22 protein-coding genes are annotated in these 19,864 nt (G+C 77.4%); 7 read left to right on the top strand and 15 right to left on the bottom strand.

Translation table 11 applies throughout. From position 1 onward, the window contains the following. Nucleotides 1-112 precede the first annotated feature (112 nt). From ACRYM0_RS10540 to purD, 3 genes are read right to left on the bottom strand one after another with little or no spacing between them, the layout of a single operon-like run. Nucleotides 113-1,060, bottom strand: coding sequence for an oxygenase MpaB family protein (locus ACRYM0_RS10540; RefSeq protein WP_432504818.1), 948 nt, complete (start codon nt 1,058-1,060; stop codon nt 113-115). Nucleotides 1,061-1,114: 54 nt separating this feature from the next. Then, a complete protein-coding gene (locus ACRYM0_RS10535; protein ID WP_432504815.1) occupies nt 1,115-2,011 on the bottom strand; it encodes a phosphoribosylaminoimidazolesuccinocarboxamide synthase in 897 nt (298 codons plus the stop codon). Next, nucleotides 2,008-3,270: a phosphoribosylamine--glycine ligase gene (gene purD, locus ACRYM0_RS10530; protein WP_432504813.1), complete on the bottom strand. Its 1,263-nt coding sequence runs from the start codon at nt 3,268-3,270 to the stop codon at nt 2,008-2,010. Before purD ends, ACRYM0_RS10535 begins: the two co-directional genes overlap by 4 nt. A gap of 74 nt (nt 3,271-3,344) precedes the next feature. On the opposite strand from purD, the gene ACRYM0_RS10525 reads away from it, so the two are divergent. Then, a complete protein-coding gene (locus tag ACRYM0_RS10525) occupies nt 3,345-4,433 on the top strand; it encodes an FUSC family protein (RefSeq protein ID WP_432504811.1) in 1,089 nt (362 codons plus the stop codon). 15 nt (nt 4,434-4,448) lie between these two features. On the opposite strand, the gene ACRYM0_RS10520 is transcribed toward ACRYM0_RS10525, so the two are convergent. Next, nucleotides 4,449-5,153 (bottom strand): hemerythrin domain-containing protein, encoded by a 705-nt coding sequence (locus ACRYM0_RS10520; RefSeq protein ID WP_432504810.1) that lies wholly within the window; start codon nt 5,151-5,153, stop codon nt 4,449-4,451. A gap of 144 nt (nt 5,154-5,297) precedes the next feature. Here ACRYM0_RS10520 and ACRYM0_RS10515 point away from each other — a divergent pair, with 144 nt between their 5' ends. Together ACRYM0_RS10515 and ACRYM0_RS10510 are read left to right on the top strand one after the other, a co-directional pair. After that, nucleotides 5,298-6,296 carry a siderophore-interacting protein gene (locus tag ACRYM0_RS10515; protein WP_432504808.1) on the top strand — a complete coding sequence of 333 codons (999 nt, stop codon included), beginning with the start codon at nt 5,298-5,300 and terminating at the stop codon, nt 6,294-6,296. Between the two features lie 96 nt (nt 6,297-6,392). Beyond that, entirely contained in the window at nt 6,393-7,190 is a 798-nt protein-coding gene (locus tag ACRYM0_RS10510; RefSeq protein ID WP_432504857.1) for a siderophore-interacting protein, read from the top strand. 111 nt (nt 7,191-7,301) lie between these two features. Here the strand turns inward: ACRYM0_RS10510 and ACRYM0_RS10505 are convergent, their stop codons facing one another. Continuing rightward, a complete protein-coding gene (locus ACRYM0_RS10505) occupies nt 7,302-8,282 on the bottom strand; it encodes a 3-methyladenine DNA glycosylase (protein WP_432504806.1) in 981 nt (326 codons plus the stop codon). Nucleotides 8,283-8,349: 67 nt separating this feature from the next. Between ACRYM0_RS10505 and ACRYM0_RS10500 the strand changes: the two genes are divergently transcribed. The 3 genes from ACRYM0_RS10500 to aroC all read left to right on the top strand — a co-directional run bounded on the left by ACRYM0_RS10500 (nt 8,350) and on the right by aroC (nt 10,556). After that, the gene (locus ACRYM0_RS10500) at nt 8,350-8,688 is read left to right on the top strand and encodes a bifunctional 3-phenylpropionate/cinnamic acid dioxygenase ferredoxin subunit (RefSeq protein WP_432504804.1); all 339 of its coding nucleotides are present in this window, start codon (nt 8,350-8,352) and stop codon (nt 8,686-8,688) included. Nucleotides 8,689-8,754: 66 nt separating this feature from the next. After that, nucleotides 8,755-9,240, top strand: coding sequence for an Lrp/AsnC family transcriptional regulator (locus ACRYM0_RS10495; protein WP_432504803.1), 486 nt, complete (start codon nt 8,755-8,757; stop codon nt 9,238-9,240). Nucleotides 9,241-9,314: 74 nt separating this feature from the next. Next, nucleotides 9,315-10,556 (top strand): chorismate synthase, encoded by a 1,242-nt coding sequence (gene aroC, locus ACRYM0_RS10490; RefSeq protein WP_432504801.1) that lies wholly within the window; start codon nt 9,315-9,317, stop codon nt 10,554-10,556. Between the two features lie 2 nt (nt 10,557-10,558). Here the strand turns inward: aroC and ACRYM0_RS10485 are convergent, their stop codons facing one another. The 10 genes from ACRYM0_RS10485 to ACRYM0_RS10440 all read right to left on the bottom strand — a co-directional run bounded on the left by ACRYM0_RS10485 (nt 10,559) and on the right by ACRYM0_RS10440 (nt 18,946). Continuing rightward, entirely contained in the window at nt 10,559-11,206 is a 648-nt protein-coding gene (locus ACRYM0_RS10485; protein WP_432504799.1) for a hypothetical protein, read from the bottom strand. Then, nucleotides 11,203-11,601 (bottom strand): hypothetical protein, encoded by a 399-nt coding sequence (locus ACRYM0_RS10480; protein WP_432504797.1) that lies wholly within the window; start codon nt 11,599-11,601, stop codon nt 11,203-11,205. Before ACRYM0_RS10480 ends, ACRYM0_RS10485 begins: the two co-directional genes overlap by 4 nt. A 63-nt stretch (nt 11,602-11,664) precedes the next feature. Next, a complete protein-coding gene (locus tag ACRYM0_RS10475; RefSeq protein ID WP_432504795.1) occupies nt 11,665-11,916 on the bottom strand; it encodes a hypothetical protein in 252 nt (83 codons plus the stop codon). 56 nt (nt 11,917-11,972) lie between these two features. Next, the gene (locus ACRYM0_RS10470) at nt 11,973-13,178 is read right to left on the bottom strand and encodes an AI-2E family transporter (RefSeq protein ID WP_432504793.1); all 1,206 of its coding nucleotides are present in this window, start codon (nt 13,176-13,178) and stop codon (nt 11,973-11,975) included. Nucleotides 13,179-13,264: 86 nt separating this feature from the next. Next, the gene (locus ACRYM0_RS10465; RefSeq protein WP_432504791.1) at nt 13,265-13,723 is read right to left on the bottom strand and encodes a GNAT family N-acetyltransferase; all 459 of its coding nucleotides are present in this window, start codon (nt 13,721-13,723) and stop codon (nt 13,265-13,267) included. Then, nucleotides 13,720-15,006 carry an adenylosuccinate synthase gene (locus ACRYM0_RS10460; RefSeq protein WP_432504789.1) on the bottom strand — a complete coding sequence of 429 codons (1,287 nt, stop codon included), beginning with the start codon at nt 15,004-15,006 and terminating at the stop codon, nt 13,720-13,722. The genes ACRYM0_RS10465 and ACRYM0_RS10460 overlap by 4 nt, the downstream gene beginning before the upstream one ends. A 105-nt stretch (nt 15,007-15,111) precedes the next feature. Beyond that, the gene (locus ACRYM0_RS10455) at nt 15,112-16,167 is read right to left on the bottom strand and encodes an NAD(P)/FAD-dependent oxidoreductase (RefSeq protein WP_432504787.1); all 1,056 of its coding nucleotides are present in this window, start codon (nt 16,165-16,167) and stop codon (nt 15,112-15,114) included. Beyond that, entirely contained in the window at nt 16,164-16,580 is a 417-nt protein-coding gene (locus ACRYM0_RS10450) for a DUF3151 domain-containing protein (protein WP_432504785.1), read from the bottom strand. Before ACRYM0_RS10450 ends, ACRYM0_RS10455 begins: the two co-directional genes overlap by 4 nt. Nucleotides 16,581-16,631: 51 nt before the next feature. Continuing rightward, entirely contained in the window at nt 16,632-18,248 is a 1,617-nt protein-coding gene (locus ACRYM0_RS10445; protein WP_432504783.1) for an ATP-binding SpoIIE family protein phosphatase, read from the bottom strand. Then, nucleotides 18,242-18,946, bottom strand: a complete 705-nt coding sequence (locus ACRYM0_RS10440) for a PAS domain-containing protein (RefSeq protein ID WP_432504781.1) — start codon at nt 18,944-18,946, stop codon at nt 18,242-18,244. Before ACRYM0_RS10440 ends, ACRYM0_RS10445 begins: the two co-directional genes overlap by 7 nt. A 255-nt stretch (nt 18,947-19,201) precedes the next feature. On the opposite strand from ACRYM0_RS10440, the gene ACRYM0_RS10435 reads away from it, so the two are divergent. Continuing rightward, entirely contained in the window at nt 19,202-19,624 is a 423-nt protein-coding gene (locus ACRYM0_RS10435) for an STAS domain-containing protein (RefSeq protein ID WP_432504779.1), read from the top strand. Nucleotides 19,625-19,864 lie beyond the last annotated feature (240 nt).

Genomic DNA, 19,864 nt, shown 5'->3' with positions numbered 1-19,864 from the left:
CCGACCCGGGCGTTCGGCGACCGCGTCGCAGCCCGTCAGTCGTGGCGCCTGCGCACCTCACGCTCCCCTGACCCGTCCCAGTCCGTCCAGGCGGTGACGTGGCCCGGCAGGATCAGCGCAGCCAGGAGGGTGCGGGCCCCAGCCCCAGGCGGTGGCGAGCCGCCTCCTCCGAGGGGCTGTGCGGGCCGAGCAGGGCCCGTGCGGCCCGCAGCTGGCCGCGCGCCGCCGTCAGCCGGGCCCGCTCGCGCCGGCCACGCACCGCGCGGCCCGGCACGCCCGCCAGGGGCGCCACCGCCGGGGACAGCAGCAGTTCCCCCGCCCCCGCCAGACCGGAGTAGAAGACCGCCTCCGCGCGCCCCAGACCGGGCGGGGAGGACAGGAACCGCAGCAGGTGCGCCGGCACCGCTTCCAGGGCGGGCACGAACGCGGCCAGCGCCTCGGCCAGCTCCGCCTCGCTGCCCGGCAGGTCCGTGGCTCCCAGGGCGTGCGCGGTGCGCGCCCACTCGCGCACGTACGCGTCCGGCCAGCGCCGCCCGAACCGCGCGGCCGGGTCGTCGGCGCCGACCTCGCGGCGCGCGGCGAGGAACGCGTCGGTGAAGACCAGGTGCACCCAGCGCAGCAGGTCCGGGTCGCCCGCGGAGTACGCGCGCCCGTCGCCGGTGGTGCCGCGCACCCGCTCGTGCGCCCCCCGCACCCGGGCCGATTCCCGCTCGGCCAGCTCCGCCGAGCCGAACGTGCACACCACGAGCCAGCGCGCCGTCCCCGCCAAGCGGCCCCAGGGGTCGCGCCGGTAGTCGGAGTGCCGCTGCACGCCGGCCATCGCCAGCGGGTGCGCGCCCTGGCCCAGCAGCGCCACCACCCCGCCGACCAGGGTCGACAGGTCGCCGTGCGCCCGCCACACCACCCCGTCCGGCTCGAACCAGCCCGGCCCCTCCCCCACCAGGGCGATGTCGCGCACCCAGCCCGGCGCCCCCGTCGGGTCGCCGGAGACCCGTTCGCGGAAGGTGCGGCGGGCGCGCGCGGGCAGGGCCGTCACGGCCGCCGGCAGGATCGGCACCACACCGGCAGCCTCACCCGCCGCGCCCGGCCGCGCGAGGCGGGGCGCGTCCGGGGCTCAGCCGGTGAAGGACTCCCCGGTCAGCCGCTCGTACGCCTCGACGTAGCGGGCGCGGGTGCGCTCCACCACCTCCGCCGGCAGCGGCGGGGGCGGGGCGTCGCCGGTGCGGTCCCACCCGGACGTCGGGGAGGTCAGCCAGTCGCGCACGAACTGCTTGTCGAAGCTGGGCTGGGCCCGGCCCGGCTGCCACTCCTCGGCCGGCCAGAACCGGGAGGAGTCCGGGGTGAGGACCTCGTCGCCCAGGACGGTGCGCCCGTCCGCGCGGCCGAACTCCAGCTTGGTGTCGGCCAGCACGATCCCCTGCTCGCGGGCGACGGCCTCGGCGCGCGCGTACACCGCCAGGGTGAGCTCGCGCAGCTCCGCGGCGGCCCGCGCACCGACCACGCCGGCGACGTGCTCGAAGGACACGTTCTCGTCGTGCTCGCCCAGCTCCGCCTTCGTGGCGGGGGTGAAGACCGGCTCCGGCAGGCGCGAGCCGTCCACCAGGCCGTCCGGCAGCGGAATCCCGCACACCGCGCCTCCCGCCCGGTACTCGGCCAGGCCGGAACCGGTGAGGTAGCCGCGCGCGACGCACTCCACGGGGAACATCTCCAGCTCCCGGCACACCATCGCCCGCCCCGCCACGGCGTCGGGCACGTCGGTGGAGAGCACGTGGTGCGGCACGAGGTCCGCCAGGCGCTCGAACCACCACAGCGACATCGCCGTGAGGACCTTGCCCTTGTCGGGGATGCCGCCGCTCAGGACGTGGTCGTAGGCGCTGATGCGGTCGCTGGCCACGACCAGCACCCGACCGCGCTCGCCGTCCGCCGGCACGTACAGGTCGCGGACCTTGCCGGAGTAGGTGTGGCGCCAGCCGGGCAGCTGCGGCGGCGCGGGCAGCTCGGGGGCGCTCACGCGCCGGCCGCCGCGGCCGCGATGTCGGTGCGGAAGCGCCCGCCGTCCAGGTGCACCGAGCGCACCGCCGCGTAGGCGGCCTCGCGCGCCGCCGCCAGGTCGGCGCCGGTGCCCACCACGGACAGCACCCGCCCGCCGGAGCTGACGATCCCCGTGCCGTCGGGCGCCAGCGCCGTGCCGGCGTGCAGGACGTGCGCGCCCTGCACCGCCTCCGCGTCGTCCAGGCCGCCCAGCGCGCCGCCGGTCTCGGGCGCCTCCGGGTACCCCGGGGCGGCGAGCACCACGGTGACGGCGGCGTCCTCGCGCCAGCGCAGCGGCGGGGCGTCCCGCAGCGCGCCCGGCGTGGCGCACGCCAGCAGGACCTGCGAGATCGGGGAGGCCAGGCGGGCCAGGACCACCTGCGTCTCCGGGTCGCCGAAGCGGGCGTTGAACTCCACCACCCGCAGGCCGCGGGAGGTCAGCGCCAGGCCGCAGTACAGGACGCCGCTGAAGGGGGTGCCGCGCCGGGCCATCTCCGCCACGACCGGCTCGGCCACGCGCTGCACCACCTGCTCGGCCAGGTCGGCCGGGGCCCACGGCAGCGGCGAGTACGCGCCCATGCCGCCGGTGTTCGGGCCCGCGTCGCCGTCCAGGGCGCGCTTGAAGTCCTGCGCGGGGGCCAGCGCCACGACGCTCTCGCCGTCGGTGAGGCAGAACACCGACACCTCCGGGCCGTCGAGGAACTCCTCGACCACCACGGGACCGTGCTCCAGGCAGGTGCGCGCGTGCACCAGGGCCTGCTCGCGGTCGTCGGTGACGACGACGCCCTTGCCGGCCGCCAAGCCGTCATCCTTGACGACGTGGGGGGCGCCGAACGCGTCCAGGGCGTCGGAGACCTCCGCCTCGGTGGTGCACACGTGGGCCATCGCGGTGGGCACCGCGGCCGCGGCCATGACCTCCTTGGCGAAGGCCTTGGAGCCCTCCAGGCGGGCGGCGGCGGCGGACGGGCCGAAGCAGGCGACGCCCTCCGCGCGCACGGCGTCGGCCACCCCCGCGACCAGCGGCGCCTCCGGCCCGACGACCACGAGGTGGGCGCCCAGCCGGCGGGCCAGCGCCGCGACGGCGGCCGGGTCGGCGGCGTCGACGGGCTCGCACGGGGCGACCAGCGAGGTGCCGGCGTTGCCGGGGGCGGCGACGACGCGGTCCACCCCCGGGTCGTCGAGCAGGGCGCGCACCAGGGCGTGCTCACGGGCGCCGGAACCGATGACGAGGACGTCCACGGCGCCCGAGCGTAGGCCCTGCCCGGGCCCGGCCGTGACGGGCGCGTGGCCGGGCGGTGCGGGATGATCCGCCCGTGCCCCGCACCGCCTCGCTCACCGTCGCCGCCCGACGCCGGGCGCGCACCGGCTGGCAGCGCTGGCAGGGCTCGTGGTGGCAGGTGCTGCAGTGCGGGCTGGGCGCCGGGGTGGCCTGGACGCTCGCGCGGGCGCTGTGGAACCAGGACTACCCGGTGTTCGCGTGCGTCGCGGTCGTCGTGTGCCTGGGCGTGCAGAACAACGCCCGGCTGCGGCGCGTGGCCGAACTGGGGGTCGGGGTGACGGTGGGGGTGCTGCTGGGCACCGCCATCGTGCAGGTCATCGGGCGCGGCGCGTGGCAGATCTGCCTCATCGTCGTCGCCGCGATGCTCATCGCCCGCTTCCTGGACTCCGGGGTGCTGCTGGTGAACCAGGCGGCGCTGCAGGCCACGTTCATCGTCGCCTTCCCGCCGCAGCCCGGCGGCGGGTCCGCGCGCTGGCTGGACGCCATGACGGGCGTGGCGGTGGCGCTGGCCATCGCGGCGCTGCTGCCGTCCGACCCCACCCGCGACGTGCGCGCGCGGTCGCTGGCGTTCACCGGCCAGCTCGCCGACCTGCTGGACGACGCCGCGGACAGCGTGCGCAGCAGGGACGCCGCCGCCGCCGCGACCGTGCTGGAGCGCGCCCGCACCACGCAGCGCGAGCTGGACGCGTGGGCGCAGTCCGTCAGCGCCGCCCTGGAGGTGCAGCGGCTCTCCCCCCTGCGGCGCGGGGCGCGCGCGGAGGTCGTGGAGCAGCAGCGGTTGCAGGCCGGCGTGGACCGCGCCACCCGCAACACCCGGGTGGCGCTGCGGCGGGTGACCACCGCCCTGGAGCACGACGAGCAGCTGCCGGTCTCGCTGGCCGGGGTGATGGAGAGTCTGGCCGCGACGGTGCGCTCCCTGAGGCAGCCCCCCTACCCCGGGGAGAGCGCACCGCCGTCCGTGGCGGCGTTGAAGGAGCTGGCCGTGCAGCTGGGCCCGCGCACCCTCGGCGCGGAGTCGCTGTCGGCGACGGTGGTGGTGGCCCAGCTGCGCTCGGTGGTGGTGGACCTGCTGCAGGCGCACGGCGTGCCCCCCGAGGAGACGTACCGGCTGCTGCCGCGCTGAGGCCCGCCCGGACCCTCAGCGGCGGCGCAGCGCCCTGGCGGCGGCGACCGCGGCGACGACCGCGCCCACCAGCGCCCCGGCCCGCGCCGCGCGCCGGACCGCGCCGCCGGCGGCCAGGTGCTCGGCGGCGTCCTTCACGCGGTCGGTCACGGCCAGCGGCACGGCGGCCAGCGCGTTGCCCGGCGGGCGCCTGGGCACCTTCGGGTGCGGGCGGGTGGGAGCCGTGCGCCGCTGGACCTCCCAGGCCGCGCCGATCGCCCGCAGCTCCTCCTCGGTGGCGACGCGCTGCAGCCGGGGCAGCAGGTCGTCCTCCTCGTCGTGGGCGTCGTGCCGGATCACCTCGAAGGCGCGCCGCACGGTGGCGTCGTAGTCCGGCGAGCGCGGGTCGGCGTCCTGCAGCTGCACCAGCAGCTCGTTGATCTGCTGGTGGTCGCCCTCGATGTGCCGGGTCAGCTCCTCGCCCTGCTCGGGCAGGTGCTGCCGGTAGGCGGGGAAGAGCACGGTCTCCTCGGCGAAGGCGTGCCGCAGCGCCCGCTCGGCGAGCTCGGCGACGACCCGGCCGCGGGCGTCGGCGTCCGTCTCGTCGTCGTAGGCGCGCATGAGGGCGTCCAGGTCGGCGTGGTCGCGGCTCTGCCGGGACAGGATGCTGCCGGGTCCGCCGCGCTCCTCCTCGGACTGGTCGGCCACGGAGCGCAGCCCGTTGCCGCGTGGGTTCGTCATGCGGTTCCCCTACCCGCCGGGGCCCGGCGGTACGCGCTGCGGGGCGGCCGGGTCGTCCCCCGCACCGGTGACGGTGGTCACCACCCCTTCCCCAGACCCCCCTGCGTGTGGTTAGCCTGTCCTCACCGAACGAGGAGGGGCGGGATGACGGTCACGACCGAACGCACCACGGCGGCGGTGCGGCGCGCCACGGGTGCGGCCGCGCGGCCCGCCGCCGCGCGCACCGAGTACCGGCTCTTCCCGGTGGTGGTGGTGCGACGCCAGGACCTGGGGCCGAGCTACGCGCGGATCACCTTCTCCTCCCCCGAGCTGGCCGGTTTCGGCCCCGGGGGCTTCGACCAGCGCCTGAAGGTCCTGCTGCCGCAGCTGCCGCTGGACGTCCTGGGAGCGCCGGAGGGCGACTGGTACGCCTGGTGGCGCGCGCTGCCCGAGGAGGTGCGCCCGGTGATGCGCACCTACACGGTGCGCGCGCTGCGCCCGGCCACCGCCACCTCCCCCGCGGAGCTGGACGTCGACTTCGTCCTGCACGGCGTGGGCGGCGGCGCGGCCGGTCCCGCCGCGTCCTGGGCGGCGACCGCCCGCCCCGGCGACGAGGTGCTCCTGGTGGGCCCGACGGCCCCCGGCACCGGCCGGGCGTGGGGCGTGGAGTGGTCCCCGCCCGCCGAGGCCCGCACGCTGCTGCTGGCCGGCGACGAGACCGCGGTGCCCGCGGTGTGCGCGGTGCTGGAGCAGCTGCCGGCCGGCGCACGGGCCGTGGCCGTGCTGGAGGTGCCCGACATCGCCGACGCCGTCGGCGTCGACTCCGAGGCGGACGTCACCGTCGAGTGGCTGCCCCGGCGCGGCCGCCACGGGCACGGCGAGCTGCTGGTGCCCCGCGTGGAGGAGGTCGCCGGGTCCCTCGTGGACGAGGCGTCGCGCACGCTCTCGCTGGACCTCGAGGACGTCGACCTGGACACCGGCATCCTGTGGGAGGTCCCCGAGCGGGCCGTGGCCACCGGCCCGGAGTGCCTGTACGCGTGGCTGGCGGGCGAGGCGGGCGTCGTCAAGCGGCTGCGCCGCCACCTCGTGGGCGAGGTGGGCCTGCCGCGGGCCTCCGTCGCCTTCATGGGCTACTGGCGCGAAGGACGCGCCGAGGGCGCCTGAGCGCGCCGTGATCTGGAGGATCCCGAGTTGAAGAACCCCCTCCGCCGCGACAGCGGCGGCCCCGGGCGCGGCGGTCGCCGTCAGCGCCGCGCCGTCGTGGTGCGCACCGAGCGGATCACCCCGGAGATGGTGCGCGTGGTCCTGGGCGGCGAGGACCTCGCCGACCTGCGGGCCGAGCACGCCGACTCCTACGTCAAGCTCGTCTTCCCCGCTCCGGGGGTGGCGTACGACGAGCCGTTCGACGCGGCGGCCGTCCGCGCCTCGCGCCCCCGCGAGGAGTGGCCGGTGCAGCGCACCTACACCGTGCGCGCCGTGGACCCCGCGCGCGGGGAGGTCACGATCGACTTCGTCCACCACGGCGACGAGGGGATCGCGGGGCCGTGGGCGGCCGCCGCCCGCCCCGGCGACCAGCTGCACCTGATGGGCCCCGGCGGGGCGTACTCGCCGGACCCGGCGGCGCCGTGGTACCTGATGGTCGGCGACGCCAGCGCGCTGCCGGCGATCGCCGCGTCCCTGGAGCGGGTGCCCGCCGGCGCGCCCGCGGTCGCGGTGCTCCACGTGCGCGACGCCGCGGAGCACCAGGCGCTGCCGTGCCCGGGTGAGCTGCGGGTGCACTGGCTGCACCGCGCGCAGCCGGACCCCGAGGGCCTGCTGGAACTGCTGCGTTCGCTGGAGCTGCCCGCGGGCGCCCCGCACGCCTTCGTGCACGGCGAGGCCGACTGCGTGCGGGCCGTGCGGCGCTGGGTGCGCAACGAGCTGGGAGTGCCGCGCGAGCTGCTGTCGGCCTCCGGCTACTGGCGGCGCGGGCGCACCGAGGACGGCTGGCGCGAGGAGAAGCCCGGCTGGAACGCCTCGGTGGAGTCCGACGACGCCACCGCCGCCTCCCCCGCCTGACCCCGCCTGACCCCGCCACCCCTGGCGGAAACCAGGGTTTCCGCCCCTCCAGAGTCTGCCCGGAGGGCGGAAACCCTGGTTTCCGCCAGGGGGAGCAGGTGGTGTGGGGGGTCAGGCGCTCAGGACGGCGTCGCAGACCTCCACCAGCGCCGCCCGCAACGGGTCGGCCCGCTCGGCGAACGCCCGCTGCGCGCGCACGTACTGCGCCTTGCCCTCGGGCGTCTCGATCGGCACCGGCTCGTACCCCAGCGGGGCCACGTCGTACGGGGAGGCGCGCATGTCGAGCTCGCGCACGTCCCGGGCCAGCTCGAAGCAGTCCAGCAGCAGCTCGCCGGGCACCGCGGGCGAGAGCTTCATCGCCCAGCGGTAGCAGTCCATCGTGGCGTGCAGGCACCCCGGCTGCTCCTGCGCGGCCTGCCCCTCGCGGGTGGGGGTCAGCTCGTTGCGGGGCACCGCGGACGGGGTGAAGAACCGGAACGCGTCGTAGTGGCTGCAGCGGATGCGGTGCGACTCCACCACCGCGTCGGTGCCGGCGTGCCCCAGGCGCAGCGGCAGGCCCGCGTGCCGCACCTGCTCCGGCGAGCTGCGGTGCACCATCGCCCACTCGTGCAGCCCGAAGCAGCCCAGCTGCGCGGGACGGGTGCGGGTGGCGGCCAGCACGTCGCGGGCCAGGCGCACCGTGGACCCGCGGGGGGGGGGGCGGGGGGGCGCGGCCCCCGCGCCCCCCCCGCCCGGGGGCGCGACCTGGGAGCCCCCCACCCCCCCACCCCCCCCCACCCCCCCCCCCCCCCCCACCGAGGCCGCGTCCACGACGACGCCGCGGCCGGTGCCCGCGTAGTGCGCCCACCCCTCGCGCTCACCGGCGCCCAGCAGCTCCACGCCCACCCCGGGGTGCCAGCGGCGCAGCCTGCCCGGCGCCCACGAGTAGTACGTGAAGAGGAAGTCCTCCACGGGGTGCGCCTGGCCGCGCCCGCGCCGCTCGACGGCGGCCGCGGTCAGCGCGTGCGCGCGCTGCGCGTGCGCGGCCTCGCGCGCCGTCCACTCCGCCCGCTCCAGCACCCGGTGACCGGCGAGCACGGCGTCCGCTCCCACCGGGCCCACCGTACCGGCGCCGGTCCGGCACACTGACCCGGTCCACGCCCGCACCAGGAGGTCCCCCGTGCCCGACACCCCCGCGCCGGTCGCCGTCTGCACCGTCGAGGCCCTGCCGGACGGCGGCGCCGTGCGCTACGACGGCCCCGGCACCAGCACCCCGATCTCGGTCTTCAACGTCGACGGCGAGCTGTACGCCATCGACGACACCTGCACCCACGCCGAGGAGTCCCTGGCCGACGGTTGGGTGGAGGACTGCGCCGTGGAGTGCCCCCGGCACGCCTCCGCCTTCGACCTGCGCACCGGCGTCCCCTCGGGCCCGCCCGCGATCCGCCCGGTGCGCACCCACCGCGTCGAGGTCGCCGACGGGCAGGTCCTGGTGCACGTGGGCGAACCCCGCCCCTGACGCTGCGGGGCGTGCCCAGCGGATCCACGGGCCGCTGAGCACAATGCCCGCTCACCAGCCCTTCCGATGCGCGAAGATGTCCCGGTGCGCCGCCTCGACCCCATCGACGCCAGGATCCTGCTCGCGCTGGACGAAGACCCCCGCGCGACCGTCCTGGGCCTGTCGCGACAGCTCGGCCTCGCCCGCGGCACCGTGCAGGCGCACCTGGAGCGGCTGGAGTCCGACGGGGTGCTGCACCGCTTCTCCCGCCGCCTGGCGCCCGCGGCGCTCGGCTTCTCCATCTCCGCGTTCGTCATGATCGAGATCGTGCAGGGGCAGCAGGAGGACACGCTGCACCGGCTGCGGCAGACGCCCGAGGTGCTGGAGGTGCACGGCATCACCGGGGACGGGGACCTGATGTGCCGGATCGTGGCCCGCGACGCCGACGACCTGTACCGGGTGGGCCAGGACGTGCTGTCCATCCCGGGCGTGGTGCGCACCCGCACCTCGCTGGCGATGCGCGAGCTGGTCCCCTACCGGGTCGACCCGCTGCTGAACGACCTCGCCGACTGACCCGCGCGCGCCGCGGGAGCGGCCGTCCGGGCGGCTGGACGGCGGCGCTGCGCGCGTGCGGCAGAATCGGGCGCGTGTTGCGGTGGCTGACGGCAGGCGAATCCCACGGTCCGGCGCTCGCGGGCATCCTCGAGGGCCTCCCGGCCGGCGTGGAGGTGTCCAGCGCCGACATCCGGGCTGCGCTGGCCCGCCGGCGCCTGGGGCACGGGCGCGGCGCGCGGATGAGCTTCGAGCAGGACGAGCTGGAGGTCATCGGCGGCATCCGCCACGGCCGCACCCAGGGGGGGCCGGTCGCGCTGCGCATCGGCAACTCCGAGTGGCCGCGGTGGCAGGAGGTCATGGCCGCCGACCCCGCCGACGCCGAGGGCCGCCGCTACGACGAACCGGGACGGCTGCCCGCGCGCGGGCGCTCGGCGCCGCTGACCCGCCCCCGCCCCGGTCACGCGGACCTGACGGGCATGCAGAAGTACGGCTTCGACGACGCGCGCCCCGTGCTGGAGCGCGCCTCGGCGCGCGAGACCGCCACCCGCGTGGCGCTCGGCGAGGTGGCGCGCGCGTTCCTCGCGCAGGCCGCCGGCGTGGACCTCGTCTCCCACGTGGTGTCCATCGGCACCGTCGAGGCCCCGGCGGGCACGGTGCCCGGCCGCGGTGAGCGCGAGCGCGTCGACGCCGACCCCGTGCGGTGCGCCGACCCGGCCACCAGCGCGCGCATGGTCGCCGAGATCGACGACGCGCACTCCTCCGGCGACACCCTCGGCGGTGTCGTGGAGGTCGTCGTGCACGGCCTGCCGCCGGGGCTGGGCTCCTACGTGCACTGGGACCGCAAGCTGGACGCGCGCCTGGCCGCCGCCCTCATGGGCATCCAGGCCATCAAGGGCGTGGAGGTCGGCGACGGCTTCGAGACGGCCCGCCGGCGCGGCTCGGCCGCGCACGACGAGATCGAGCGCACCGACGGCGGCGAGGGCCCGGAGGGCATGACGGTGCGCCGGCGCACCGACCGCGCCGGCGGCATCGAGGGCGGCATGAGCAACGGCGAGGTGCTGCGGGTGCGCGCGGCCATGAAGCCGATCTCGACGGTGCCGCGGGCCCTGGACACGGTCGACACCGCCTCCGGCGGCAAGGCGCAGGCCATCGCCCAGCGCTCCGACGCCTGCGCGGTGCCGGCGGCGGGCGTGGTCGCCGAGGCGATGGTCAGCCTGGTGCTGGCCGACGCCCTGCTGGAGAAGTTCGGCGGCGACAGCGTCGAGCAGGTGCGCGCCAACGTGGCGAGCTACCTGGACGGCCTGGCGATCCGCACCGCCCCCGCGGAGGGCTGAGCTCAGCGGTACCGGTGGCGCAGCCAGGCGCGCTGCGCCACCACCGCCACCCCGAGCACGGCGAGCGCGACCGAGGCCGCCCGCGGTGACACCAGCCCGGCGAGGACCGCGGTGACGAGGACGGCCACGACGGCCAGGAGCAGGACGACGGTGCGCCAGGTGGGGTCCGCGTCGGGTTCGGGCCCCGGGCGCTCCAGCCGCGGCGACAGCGCCAGCAGGGACACGGCCACCGCGAGCGACCACACGAGCGTGGGCTCGGGCCGGGCGGGGGCGAAGCAGGCGACGGCGGCGGTGGCCGACACGGCCAGTGCGAACACGGTCCAGAAGACCCGGTCGACCGGGTCCGGCAGCGGCGCCGGGGAACGCAGCGGGACGTGCCACCACGCGCGGGCGCAGAGCCGGTGGCCGACCAGCTGCACGCCCAGGCTGAGCAGCGGCGCCCAGGCCACCACGGCCGGCAGCTCGGGGGCCCCGGTCAGCGCGGGGTGCACCACCGCCGCGAGGACCCCGACCATCCCTGCCAGCTGCACCACCAGCCCGGCCGCGTACAGGCGCCGCCCGGCGCCCGGCTGCCGCAGCGGGTGCGCCCCGGCCCGCTGCTCCTCGACGTGCGCGTCCACGGCGTCCTCCTCGCTCGTCCTGCGGTTCACAGCCCCCGGACCCCCCTCACGCTCTTGTGCAGCGCCTGGCGCGTGACGCCGAGCTCGGCGGCGAGCTCGACGAGGCTGTGGTCCAGGACCAGCTCGGCGAGCGCGCGCGAGCGGGCGTGGGCGACGGCGGAGCGCAGCGCGGACGCGGCGGCGTCGACCTCGGCGAGGACCAGGACGGCGCCGAGCAGCCCGCCGCACTCGGCGACCCAGTCGCGCCCGGCGGGTGCGCCCTCGACCTGCGCGAGCAGCCCGCGGCCGGAGTCGGCGAGGACGTCGGCGACGACGTCGGGGGTGGTCCAGCGCGCCAGGCGCTGCACGGCGTCGGCGTGGTCGCCGGGGGGGCGGTGCGCGAGCACCCGCGCCCAGTCCGGCACGTCGTGCGACAGGAGGTCCACGACATCGAGTAACCCAGGGTTGACGCCGATCGTCAACCCCGGGTTGCGACTGTGGGGGCCGCGTCAGCGGCGAGCGGCGTCGACCTCCGCCAGCACGAGCACCGCACCCGACAGCCCCCCGCACTCGCCGACCCAGTCCCGCTCGGTGGGGAGGGCGTCCAGCTGCGCGGTCAGGCCCCGGCCGCCGTCGGCGAGCACCTCGGCGACGACGTCCGGGGTGGTCCAGCGCGCCAGTTCGGCGACGGAGCCGTCGGCCGGATCGCGGTGGGTGAGCACCCGGGCCCAGGTGGTGCGGTGGTGCGGGGCGGAAGTCACGCGGAACCCTAACCCGGCGTCCCGGCACGCCCCGGCGGGGCACGCCGGGCCGCGGCTCACACCTCCCGGGGCTCCGCCGGGGGCGGCGGGGGCGGGCCCTCGGACCCGGGCGGGGGCGCCACGGTGGCGCCGACGGCGCCGGTGCGCCCCAGCCGCACGCCCTGCCGCCGCACGCCGCGCGGGTTGCCGCTGACGAGCGGCAGCAGCCAGCGCGCCGAGGGGTCCGCGTCGACGAGCACGGTGCGCACCAGCAGGCTCAGCGGCACCGCCAGCAGCGCCCCCAGGGCGCCCAGGACCCACCCCCAGAAGATCACCGACACGAAGGTCAGCGTCGCCGACAACCCGACGGCGCCACCGACGATCTTCGGCTGCAGCAAGCCCTGGATCGTGACGTTGACGACCGTGTAGAGCACGACGACGAGCAGGGCGTCGCGGGGGCCGTTGGCGAGCAGGGCGAGCAGCGCGGGCGGCACCAGGCCGAGGAAGAAGCCGATGTTCGCGATGTAGTTCGTCAGGAAGGCCAGCAGCCCCCACACCAGCGGCAGCGGCACCGCCAGCCAGTACAGGATCCCGACGTCGATCGCCGCCACGACCACGCCGAAGACCGTGGCCACCAGCACGTAGCGCCGGGTGCCGGCGGCGAACGCCGTGAGGGCCCCCACCAGCCGCGGGTGCCACCAGCTGGCCTGGGCCAGCAGCTTGGGGAAGACGGCGGCGTCCAGCGCCAGGAAGAACAGCAGGAAGAGCAGGAACGTGAACGCCGTGAGGCCGGCCGCGAACTGCTGCAGCACGACCTGCGCGAGGCCGACCAGGCGCGAGGGGTCGATGCCCGCCACCGCCGAGGTGATCTGCGACTGGCCGACACCGAGGCGGTCGAGCAGGTCGAGGACCTGCCCCTGCAGCTCGTAGTACCGGTCCGTGTACTGCGGCAGGAGCATGCCGAGGCGCACCAGCGACCACCCCAGGGCGGCGGCCATGCCGAGCACGGTGGCGTACAGCACCACCAGCACCACCAGGGTGCTCACCCAGCCGTACACGCCGCGCCGGCGCAGCCACGGCTCCACGGGGTGCACGACGAGGACGAGCACGAGCGCCAGGACCGCCGGCCCGATGGTCGAGGAGAACGCCCGCAGACCGGCCACGACGACGACCCCGGCGGCGAGCCCCACGAGCAGGAGCACCGCGCGGGTCGGGACCACCGCGCTGGGGGCGGGCGGTCCGGTGGGGACCGCGCCGGGTGGCGGGGCGTCGTCGGTGGGCATGCGGGGCACCTGTCGGTCGGGGGCGTCGGGCGCCCCGCATCCTGGCGGAGGAACCCACCGGCCACGACCCGGGCCGGAGGAGTCCCTCAGGCGCCGGGGACCGGGCGCCGCATGGGCACGTGTGCGATGCCGTCCTCGTCGTAGCGCGGGCCGTCCACGGCGAAGCCGAACCGTCCGTACCAGTGCTCCAGGTGCGCCTGGGCGCCGAGGACGACCTCGACGTCCCCGGCCAGCTCCAGCGCCCGGGCCATCAGGTCGGCCGCCACGCCCCGCCCGCGGGCCTCGCGGGCGGTGGCGACGCGTCCGATGCGCGCGGTGCCGTCCGCGTCGCGCAGCAGCCGCAGCGTGCCGGCGACGCGGCCGGCGGCGTCCTGCGCCCACAGCAGCAGCGCGTCCGGTTCGAGGTCGCGCCCGTCCAGCTCGGGGTAGGCGCACTCCTGCTCGACGACGAACACGTCCACGCGCAGCTTCAGCAGCTCGTACAGCACGCGCGGCGGCACGTCGTCCAGGGCCGCCTCGTACAGGGGCAGACCGCCGGTGCTCACCCGAGCAGGTCGTGCCGCACGACGGTCTGCTCGCGGTCGGGGCCGACGCCGACCGCGGAGATCCGGGCCCCGGAGAGCTCCTCCAGCGCCTCGACGTAGCGCTGCGCGTTCTTCGGCAGGTCCTTGACCGAGCGGGCCCCGGAGATGTCCTCGCTCCAGCCGTCGAAGTACTCGTAGACGGGCTTGGCGTGGTGGAAGTCGCTCTGCGACATGGGGATCTCGTCGAAACGCTCGCCGTCGACGTCGTACGCGACGCACACCGGGATGCGCTCCCACCCGCTGAGGGTGTCCAGCTTGGTGAGCACGAAGTCGGTCACGCCGTTGATGCGGGCGGTGTAGCGGGCCACGAGCGCGTCGTACCAGCCGGTGCGGCGGGGGCGGCCGGTGGTGGTGCCGTACTCGCCGCCGTCGCGGCGCAGCTTCTCGCCGTCGGCGTCCAGCAGCTCGGTGGGGAAGGGCCCCTCGCCCACGCGGGTCGTGTACGCCTTGACGACGGCGATGATGCGGTCGATGCGGTTCGGCGGCACCCCGGTGCCGGTGCAGGCGCCCGCGGCCGTGGCGTTGGAGGACGTCACGAACGGGTAGGTGCCGTGGTCGATGTCGAGCATCGTGGCCTGACCGCCCTCGAACAGGACGATCTCGCCGCGGTCCAGCGCGCGCGACAGCTCCAGGCTGACGTCGCGGACCATCGGGCGCAGCCGCTCGGCGTACGACAGCAGCGTCTCGACGGTCTCGTCCACGGAGACGGCGCGGCGGTTGTAGACCTTCACGAGCAGGTGGTTCTTCTGGTCGAGGGCGCCCTCGACCTTCTGCCGCAGGATGCTCTCGTCGAAGAGGTCCTGCACGCGCACGCCGACGCGGTTGATCTTGTCGGCGTAGGTGGGCCCGATGCCGCGGCCGGTGGTGCCGATCTTGCGCTTGCCGAGGAATCGCTCGGTGACCTGGTCCAGCGAGCGGTGGTAGGGCGCGATGACGTGCGCGGACGCGGAGACGATGAGCCTGGAGCAGTCCACCCCGCGGGCGCTCAGCGCGTCGATCTCCTCGAACAGCACGCCGGGGTCCACCACCACGCCGTTGCCGATGACGGGGGTCACGCCGGGGGTGAGGATGCCGGAGGGCAGCAGGTGCAGGGCGTACTTCTCGTCCCCCACCACGACCGTGTGGCCGGCGTTGTTGCCGCCGTTGAACTTCACGACGTGGTCGACGCGGGCACCGAGGGCGTCGGTGGCCTTGCCCTTGCCCTCGTCCCCCCACTGGGCGCCGATGAGCACGATCGCGGGCATGACATCCCCTGTCTTCCTGGTGGTTGCGCGGTCCTGCGTTGCACGAGGCCCCCACGGACCTCCGGCGGAGGTCGGCGCAGACCGCGGAGAGCTTACCGGCCCGGGTCAGCCGGCGAGCCGCCCGCGCAGCAGCTCCGCGCCCAGCGCGGTGCCGGACGCCCACGCCGTCTCCACCTTCGAGGTGGGCCCCCACGCGTCGCCGCACACGGCGATGCCGGTGGCCTCGTCCAGCCCGAACGGCTCCTCGGCGTGCTGCTTGAGCGGCTGGGCCAGGGACCAGCGGTGCGCGCGGTTCCAGGACGGCGCGGGGGTGGGGCGGCCCGTCAGCAGCGGCCCCAGCGCGGCCACCACGGGGGCCACCGCGGCGGCCGGGTCGTCCAGGTGCTCGGCGGAGAAGTCCGGCGCGGTGTGCGCGACGAGCACGGGGGCGCCGTCGCCGCGGCGGGCGCCGTCGTCGGCGAGGAAGACCAGCAGGTCGTCGTCGTTGACGAAGGCGCCGTCGAAGTGCGGCCACCACCGCTGCGGCCAGGCCGCGTAGACCGCGATGCACGGCCGGTAGTTCCAGCGCGCCGACACGTCCAGGCGGGTGGCGACCATGCGCGGCAGCAGGTCGGCCGCCTGCGGGTCGGGCACGGCCAGCACGACCGCCGCGGCCGGCTGCCCGTCCACGCGGGGGCCGTCCGGACCGGCCTCGACGCTCTCGACGTCCGTGGAGGTGCGCACGGGCACCGGTGCGCGGCCGGGCGGGGAGAGCAGGTCGTCGACGAGGCTGCGCAGCCCGCCCGGTGCGCCCCAGCGCCACGGGCCGCTGGAGGTGGCCCCGTCCAGGCGGGGCCCGCCCGGCTCGCCCGCCCCGCGACCGCCCCGCACGACGGCGAAGGTGTCGGTCCAGCGGTGCGCCAGGCCCCGCGCCTCCCAGTCGGCCACCTGGGCGCTGAAGCCGTCGCCGGAGGCGGTGAAGTAGGAGGCGCCCAGGTCGGCGACGCGCACGCCCACGGACGTCTCCACCCGCCGGCCGCTCATCCGCCCGCCGGGGCGCCGGCCCCGGTCGACCAGCCGCACCGGCACGCCGGCGTCCACGAGCACCCGCGCGCACGCGGCGCCGGCGATGCCCGCGCCGACCACGACGACGGGCGCGCGCCGGTCAGCGGCGCTGCTCACCTCAGCAGCTCGGCGGGGGCCTGGGGGTCGCAGTCGCGCAGGAAGTCCCGGCAGCGGTCCGCCTCGGGCGTCTCCCCGATCGCCGCGGCCGCCCGCTGCAGGGCGGCCAGGGCGCGCAGGAAGCCGCGGTTCGGCTCGTGCGCCCACGGCACGGGCCCGTGCCCGCGCCAGCCGGCGCGGCGCAGGGCGTCCAGCCCGCGGTGGTAGCCGGTGCGGGCGAAGGCGTACGCGGGGACGGCCTCCCCGGCGTCCAGGGCGGCCTCGGCGAGCAGCGCCCACGGCAGGGAGGCCGCCGGGTGCGCGGCCGCGACCGCGGCGGGCTCGGCGCCGCCGGCCAGCTGGGCGCCGACCTCGGGGTGCTCGGGCAGGTGGGTGGGCGGGGGTCCGCCCAGCAGGTTCGTGCCGGTGCTCACGGGTGCTCCTCGTCGCAGGGGGTCGCAGGGGTGGGGCGGCCGGGGCCGCGGTCAGGAGGTGGGGACCTCCACCCAGACGATCTTGCCTCGCCGGGTGGGGGTGACGCCCCACCGGCCCAGGGTGGCGACCACCCGCATCCCGTGACCGCCGGCGCCGTCGGGGCGGGCGTCCACGACGCGGGGCTGCTCCGGGCTGTCGTCCTCCACCTCGATGCGCAGGGCGCCGGGCAGGTCGAACAGGCGCAGGCCCACCGGTCCCCAGCCGTGCAGGACGGCGTTGGCGACCAGCTCGGAGACGACGATCTCGGCCTGCGGGCCCACGGCCAGGCCCCACACCGCGCAGGCGCGCAGGGTGGCGTGGCGGGCCTTGCCCACCGAGGAGGGCTCCGGGGGCAGCTGCCAGCGCCGGCGGCGGGGCGTGTCCGCGACCGGCCGCGCGGGCTCCTCCGCCTCCTCGGGCACCCGGACCACGACGAGCGCGGTGTCGTCCTCGGGGGACTCGCCCAGCCCCTGCAGCAGCTCCTCGCCGATCCCGGCGGCGTCGCCGGCGCGGGTGCCGGCGAGGACCTCGACCAGCACCTCCATGCCGTCGCGCATCGGCCGGTGCCGGGCCTCGATCAGGCCGTCGGTGTAGAGGACGAGGACGTCGCCCGGGTGCAGCGCCCGCTCGCGGGTGGGCCGGGGGCGCTCCCCCAGCCCGACGAGGGTGCCGGTGGCGTCGTTGAGGACCTCCACGGCCGGGCCGTCGCCGGCACGGGCGCGGCGCAGCAGCGGCGGCAGGTGCCCGGCGCTGCTCCACGCCACCTCCCAGCCGCCGTCGTCCAGGCGCCGCAGGGTGGCGTACACCAGGCTGGCCATGCGCTGGACGTCCACGCCAGCGGCGAGCTGGTCCACGCGCATCAGCACGCTGCCGGGGTCGTCGAGCTCCTGGGCGGCCGAGCGCACCAGCGAGCGCATCTGCCCCATGGCGGCCACGGCCTCCACGTCGTGGCCCACGACGTCGCCGACGACCACGCCGGCGCCGCCGTCGGGGGCGCGCAGCACGTCGTACCAGTCGCCCCCCACCTGGGCGTGCTCGGCGTTGGGCGCGTAGAACGCCCAGACGTCGAGCCCCTCCACCGCGGTGTCCTCCGGCAACATGCTCCGTTGCAGCGTCTCCGACAACTCGTGCTCCCGTGCGTGCAGTCTCGCGTTCTCCACCGCCAGCCCGGCGCGGCGGGCCGCTGCCCGCAGGACGGCCTCACCGGCGGCACCCGGCCCGCTCTCCCCCGGTACGACGACCAACCACCCCAGGACGTGCCCGTGCCCGGGCAGCGGGAGGGCCAGGGCGCCGGGCCCGGCCGCGCCCGGCGGGGGGTCCTCGCCGCGGGCGCCGGGCGGGCGCCGCCAGGTGCGCCCCACCAGCCCCTCGAACGGCTCACCGGCCGCGGCGACGACCTCGGCCCCCGGTCCCGGGGCACGGCCGCGCCCCTCGTCCAGCAGGACGACCATCGCGGCGGGCACCACCGCGCCGGCCAGCGCCCGCGCCGCGGCGCCCAGCTGCGCGACGACCTCCTCGCGGGTGCGGGCCGGGCCGGGCAGGGAGTCCAGGGCGGCGAGGGCGCGCAGCGGGTCCGGACCGCCGGTGGCCGCCACGAGGGCGGTGACGTCGCTGTGCCACGTCACCACGTGGCACACCGCGTCACCACGTGGCACACCGCGCCGCTGCGGTCCCGCAGGGGCGTGCTGCGCACCCGGTGCAGGAAGCGGGTGCCGTCGGTGCGCTCGTCCAGCACGGTGACCGCGACCGGCTCACCGCTGCGCGCGGCGCGGCGCAGGGCCGGGCGCGCGTCCTCCACGGCCGCCGGCAGCAGCCCGGCGCAGCCGCGGCCCACGACGTCACCGGCGGGCACGCCCGTGACCCTGCTCCACCCGGCGCCCACCCACTCCACGACGCCCCGCGCGTCGTCGGGGTCCTCCCCCGCGCCGGCCGGCGGGCCCGCGGGCACGGCCGTCAGGGCGGCCCCCGCCACGGCGGCCGGGGCACCGGGGGCGGGTGCCGCGGCGTCCTCCGGGACCTCGTGCAGGGACAGCAGCGCCCGCCGCTCCCCCAGGGGCGCCACCGCGAGCCACCACCGGTCCTCCACCAGTTCGCCGGGCACGGTCCCGGCGAGGACGCGCTCGGCTGCGGCCGCGGGCAGCCCGGCGGCCCGGCAGAACGCGGGCAGGTCCGCGAAGGGGGCCGCCGTCGCTCCGGCGCGGCGGAGCGCGGCGGCGTCCGCGGCGGCCACCCCGGCGGGCCGGCCGGCACCGGCGGGCAGGTCGACCAGCAGCACCGCGGCGGGCTCCTCGCGCAGCGCCAACGGCTGCGGTGGACTGCCGGGCATGCGGGGTGCTCCTGGAGTCGCGTGCGGGATCGTCAGGGGTTCGTCGCAGGTGCGCGACGGCGCCCCGGCCTCGCTCGATAGCATGCAGGCGGCCTCGACGGGCCGCGCGCCGAGAGCGGTCCCGGCCCCGAGGGGGCGGGCGCACGTCGCGCAGCGACGCCGTCGTGACCTACTGTGCGGCGACGAGCCGCGCCGGAGACCAGCAGCCTGCAGCCAACCGGGCACGGCCACCGATCGCGGTACTTCGGAGGGACGATGACGAACGACGCGACACCCCCGGGCGAGACGTCCCGCGTACCCGAGGTCCGCTCGGTCGACCCCGGGTCGGTGCACGTGCTGTACGAGCCGCGCGCCACGCGCGTGGTGCTGACCGGCGAGATCGACGCCGAGCTGGGCCCGGACCTGCTGGAAGCCGCCGAGGACGCCCTGTCCTCCGGTCGCCCCCTGCAGGTCGACGCCCACCACGTGACCTTCATGGACTCCACGGGCCTGGCCTTCCTGGCCCGGCTGGCCTCGCGCTCCCGCGGGCGCCGCGTCACCCTGATCCGGCCGCCCGCGGTGGTGAAGTTCCTCATCGAGACCACGAACATCGTGCAGCTGCTCGACGTCGTCGACGAGGAGCCCCGCCCGGGCGCCGAGGACGTCAGCGCCTACGACGACGGGCCCGAGCCGGCCTGAGCGTCTCGCCCGGGTTCTCGCCCGGGTGGGGAGGGGTGCTCCTCGCCGGGCTTTCCGCGCGCGGCTGACCGCGCTCCTCGCCCGGGTGCGCGGGGCGCGCTCCGGACGCCCGGCGAGGAGCACCCCTCCCCACCCTCTGAGCGTCGCCGAGCCGCGCACCCCCGCGCAGCGCCGGTCTGCCCACCAGGACGCAACGGCGGGGCCCGGGCCTGGGGGGGGTGCGCGCGCCCCGCGCCCACA

Source organism: Kineococcus arenarius subsp. arenarius (assembly GCF_050871845.1).
Lineage (GTDB): Bacteria > Actinomycetota > Actinomycetes > Actinomycetales > Kineococcaceae > Kineococcus.
This window is presented reverse-complemented; position numbering and strand designations above follow the sequence as displayed.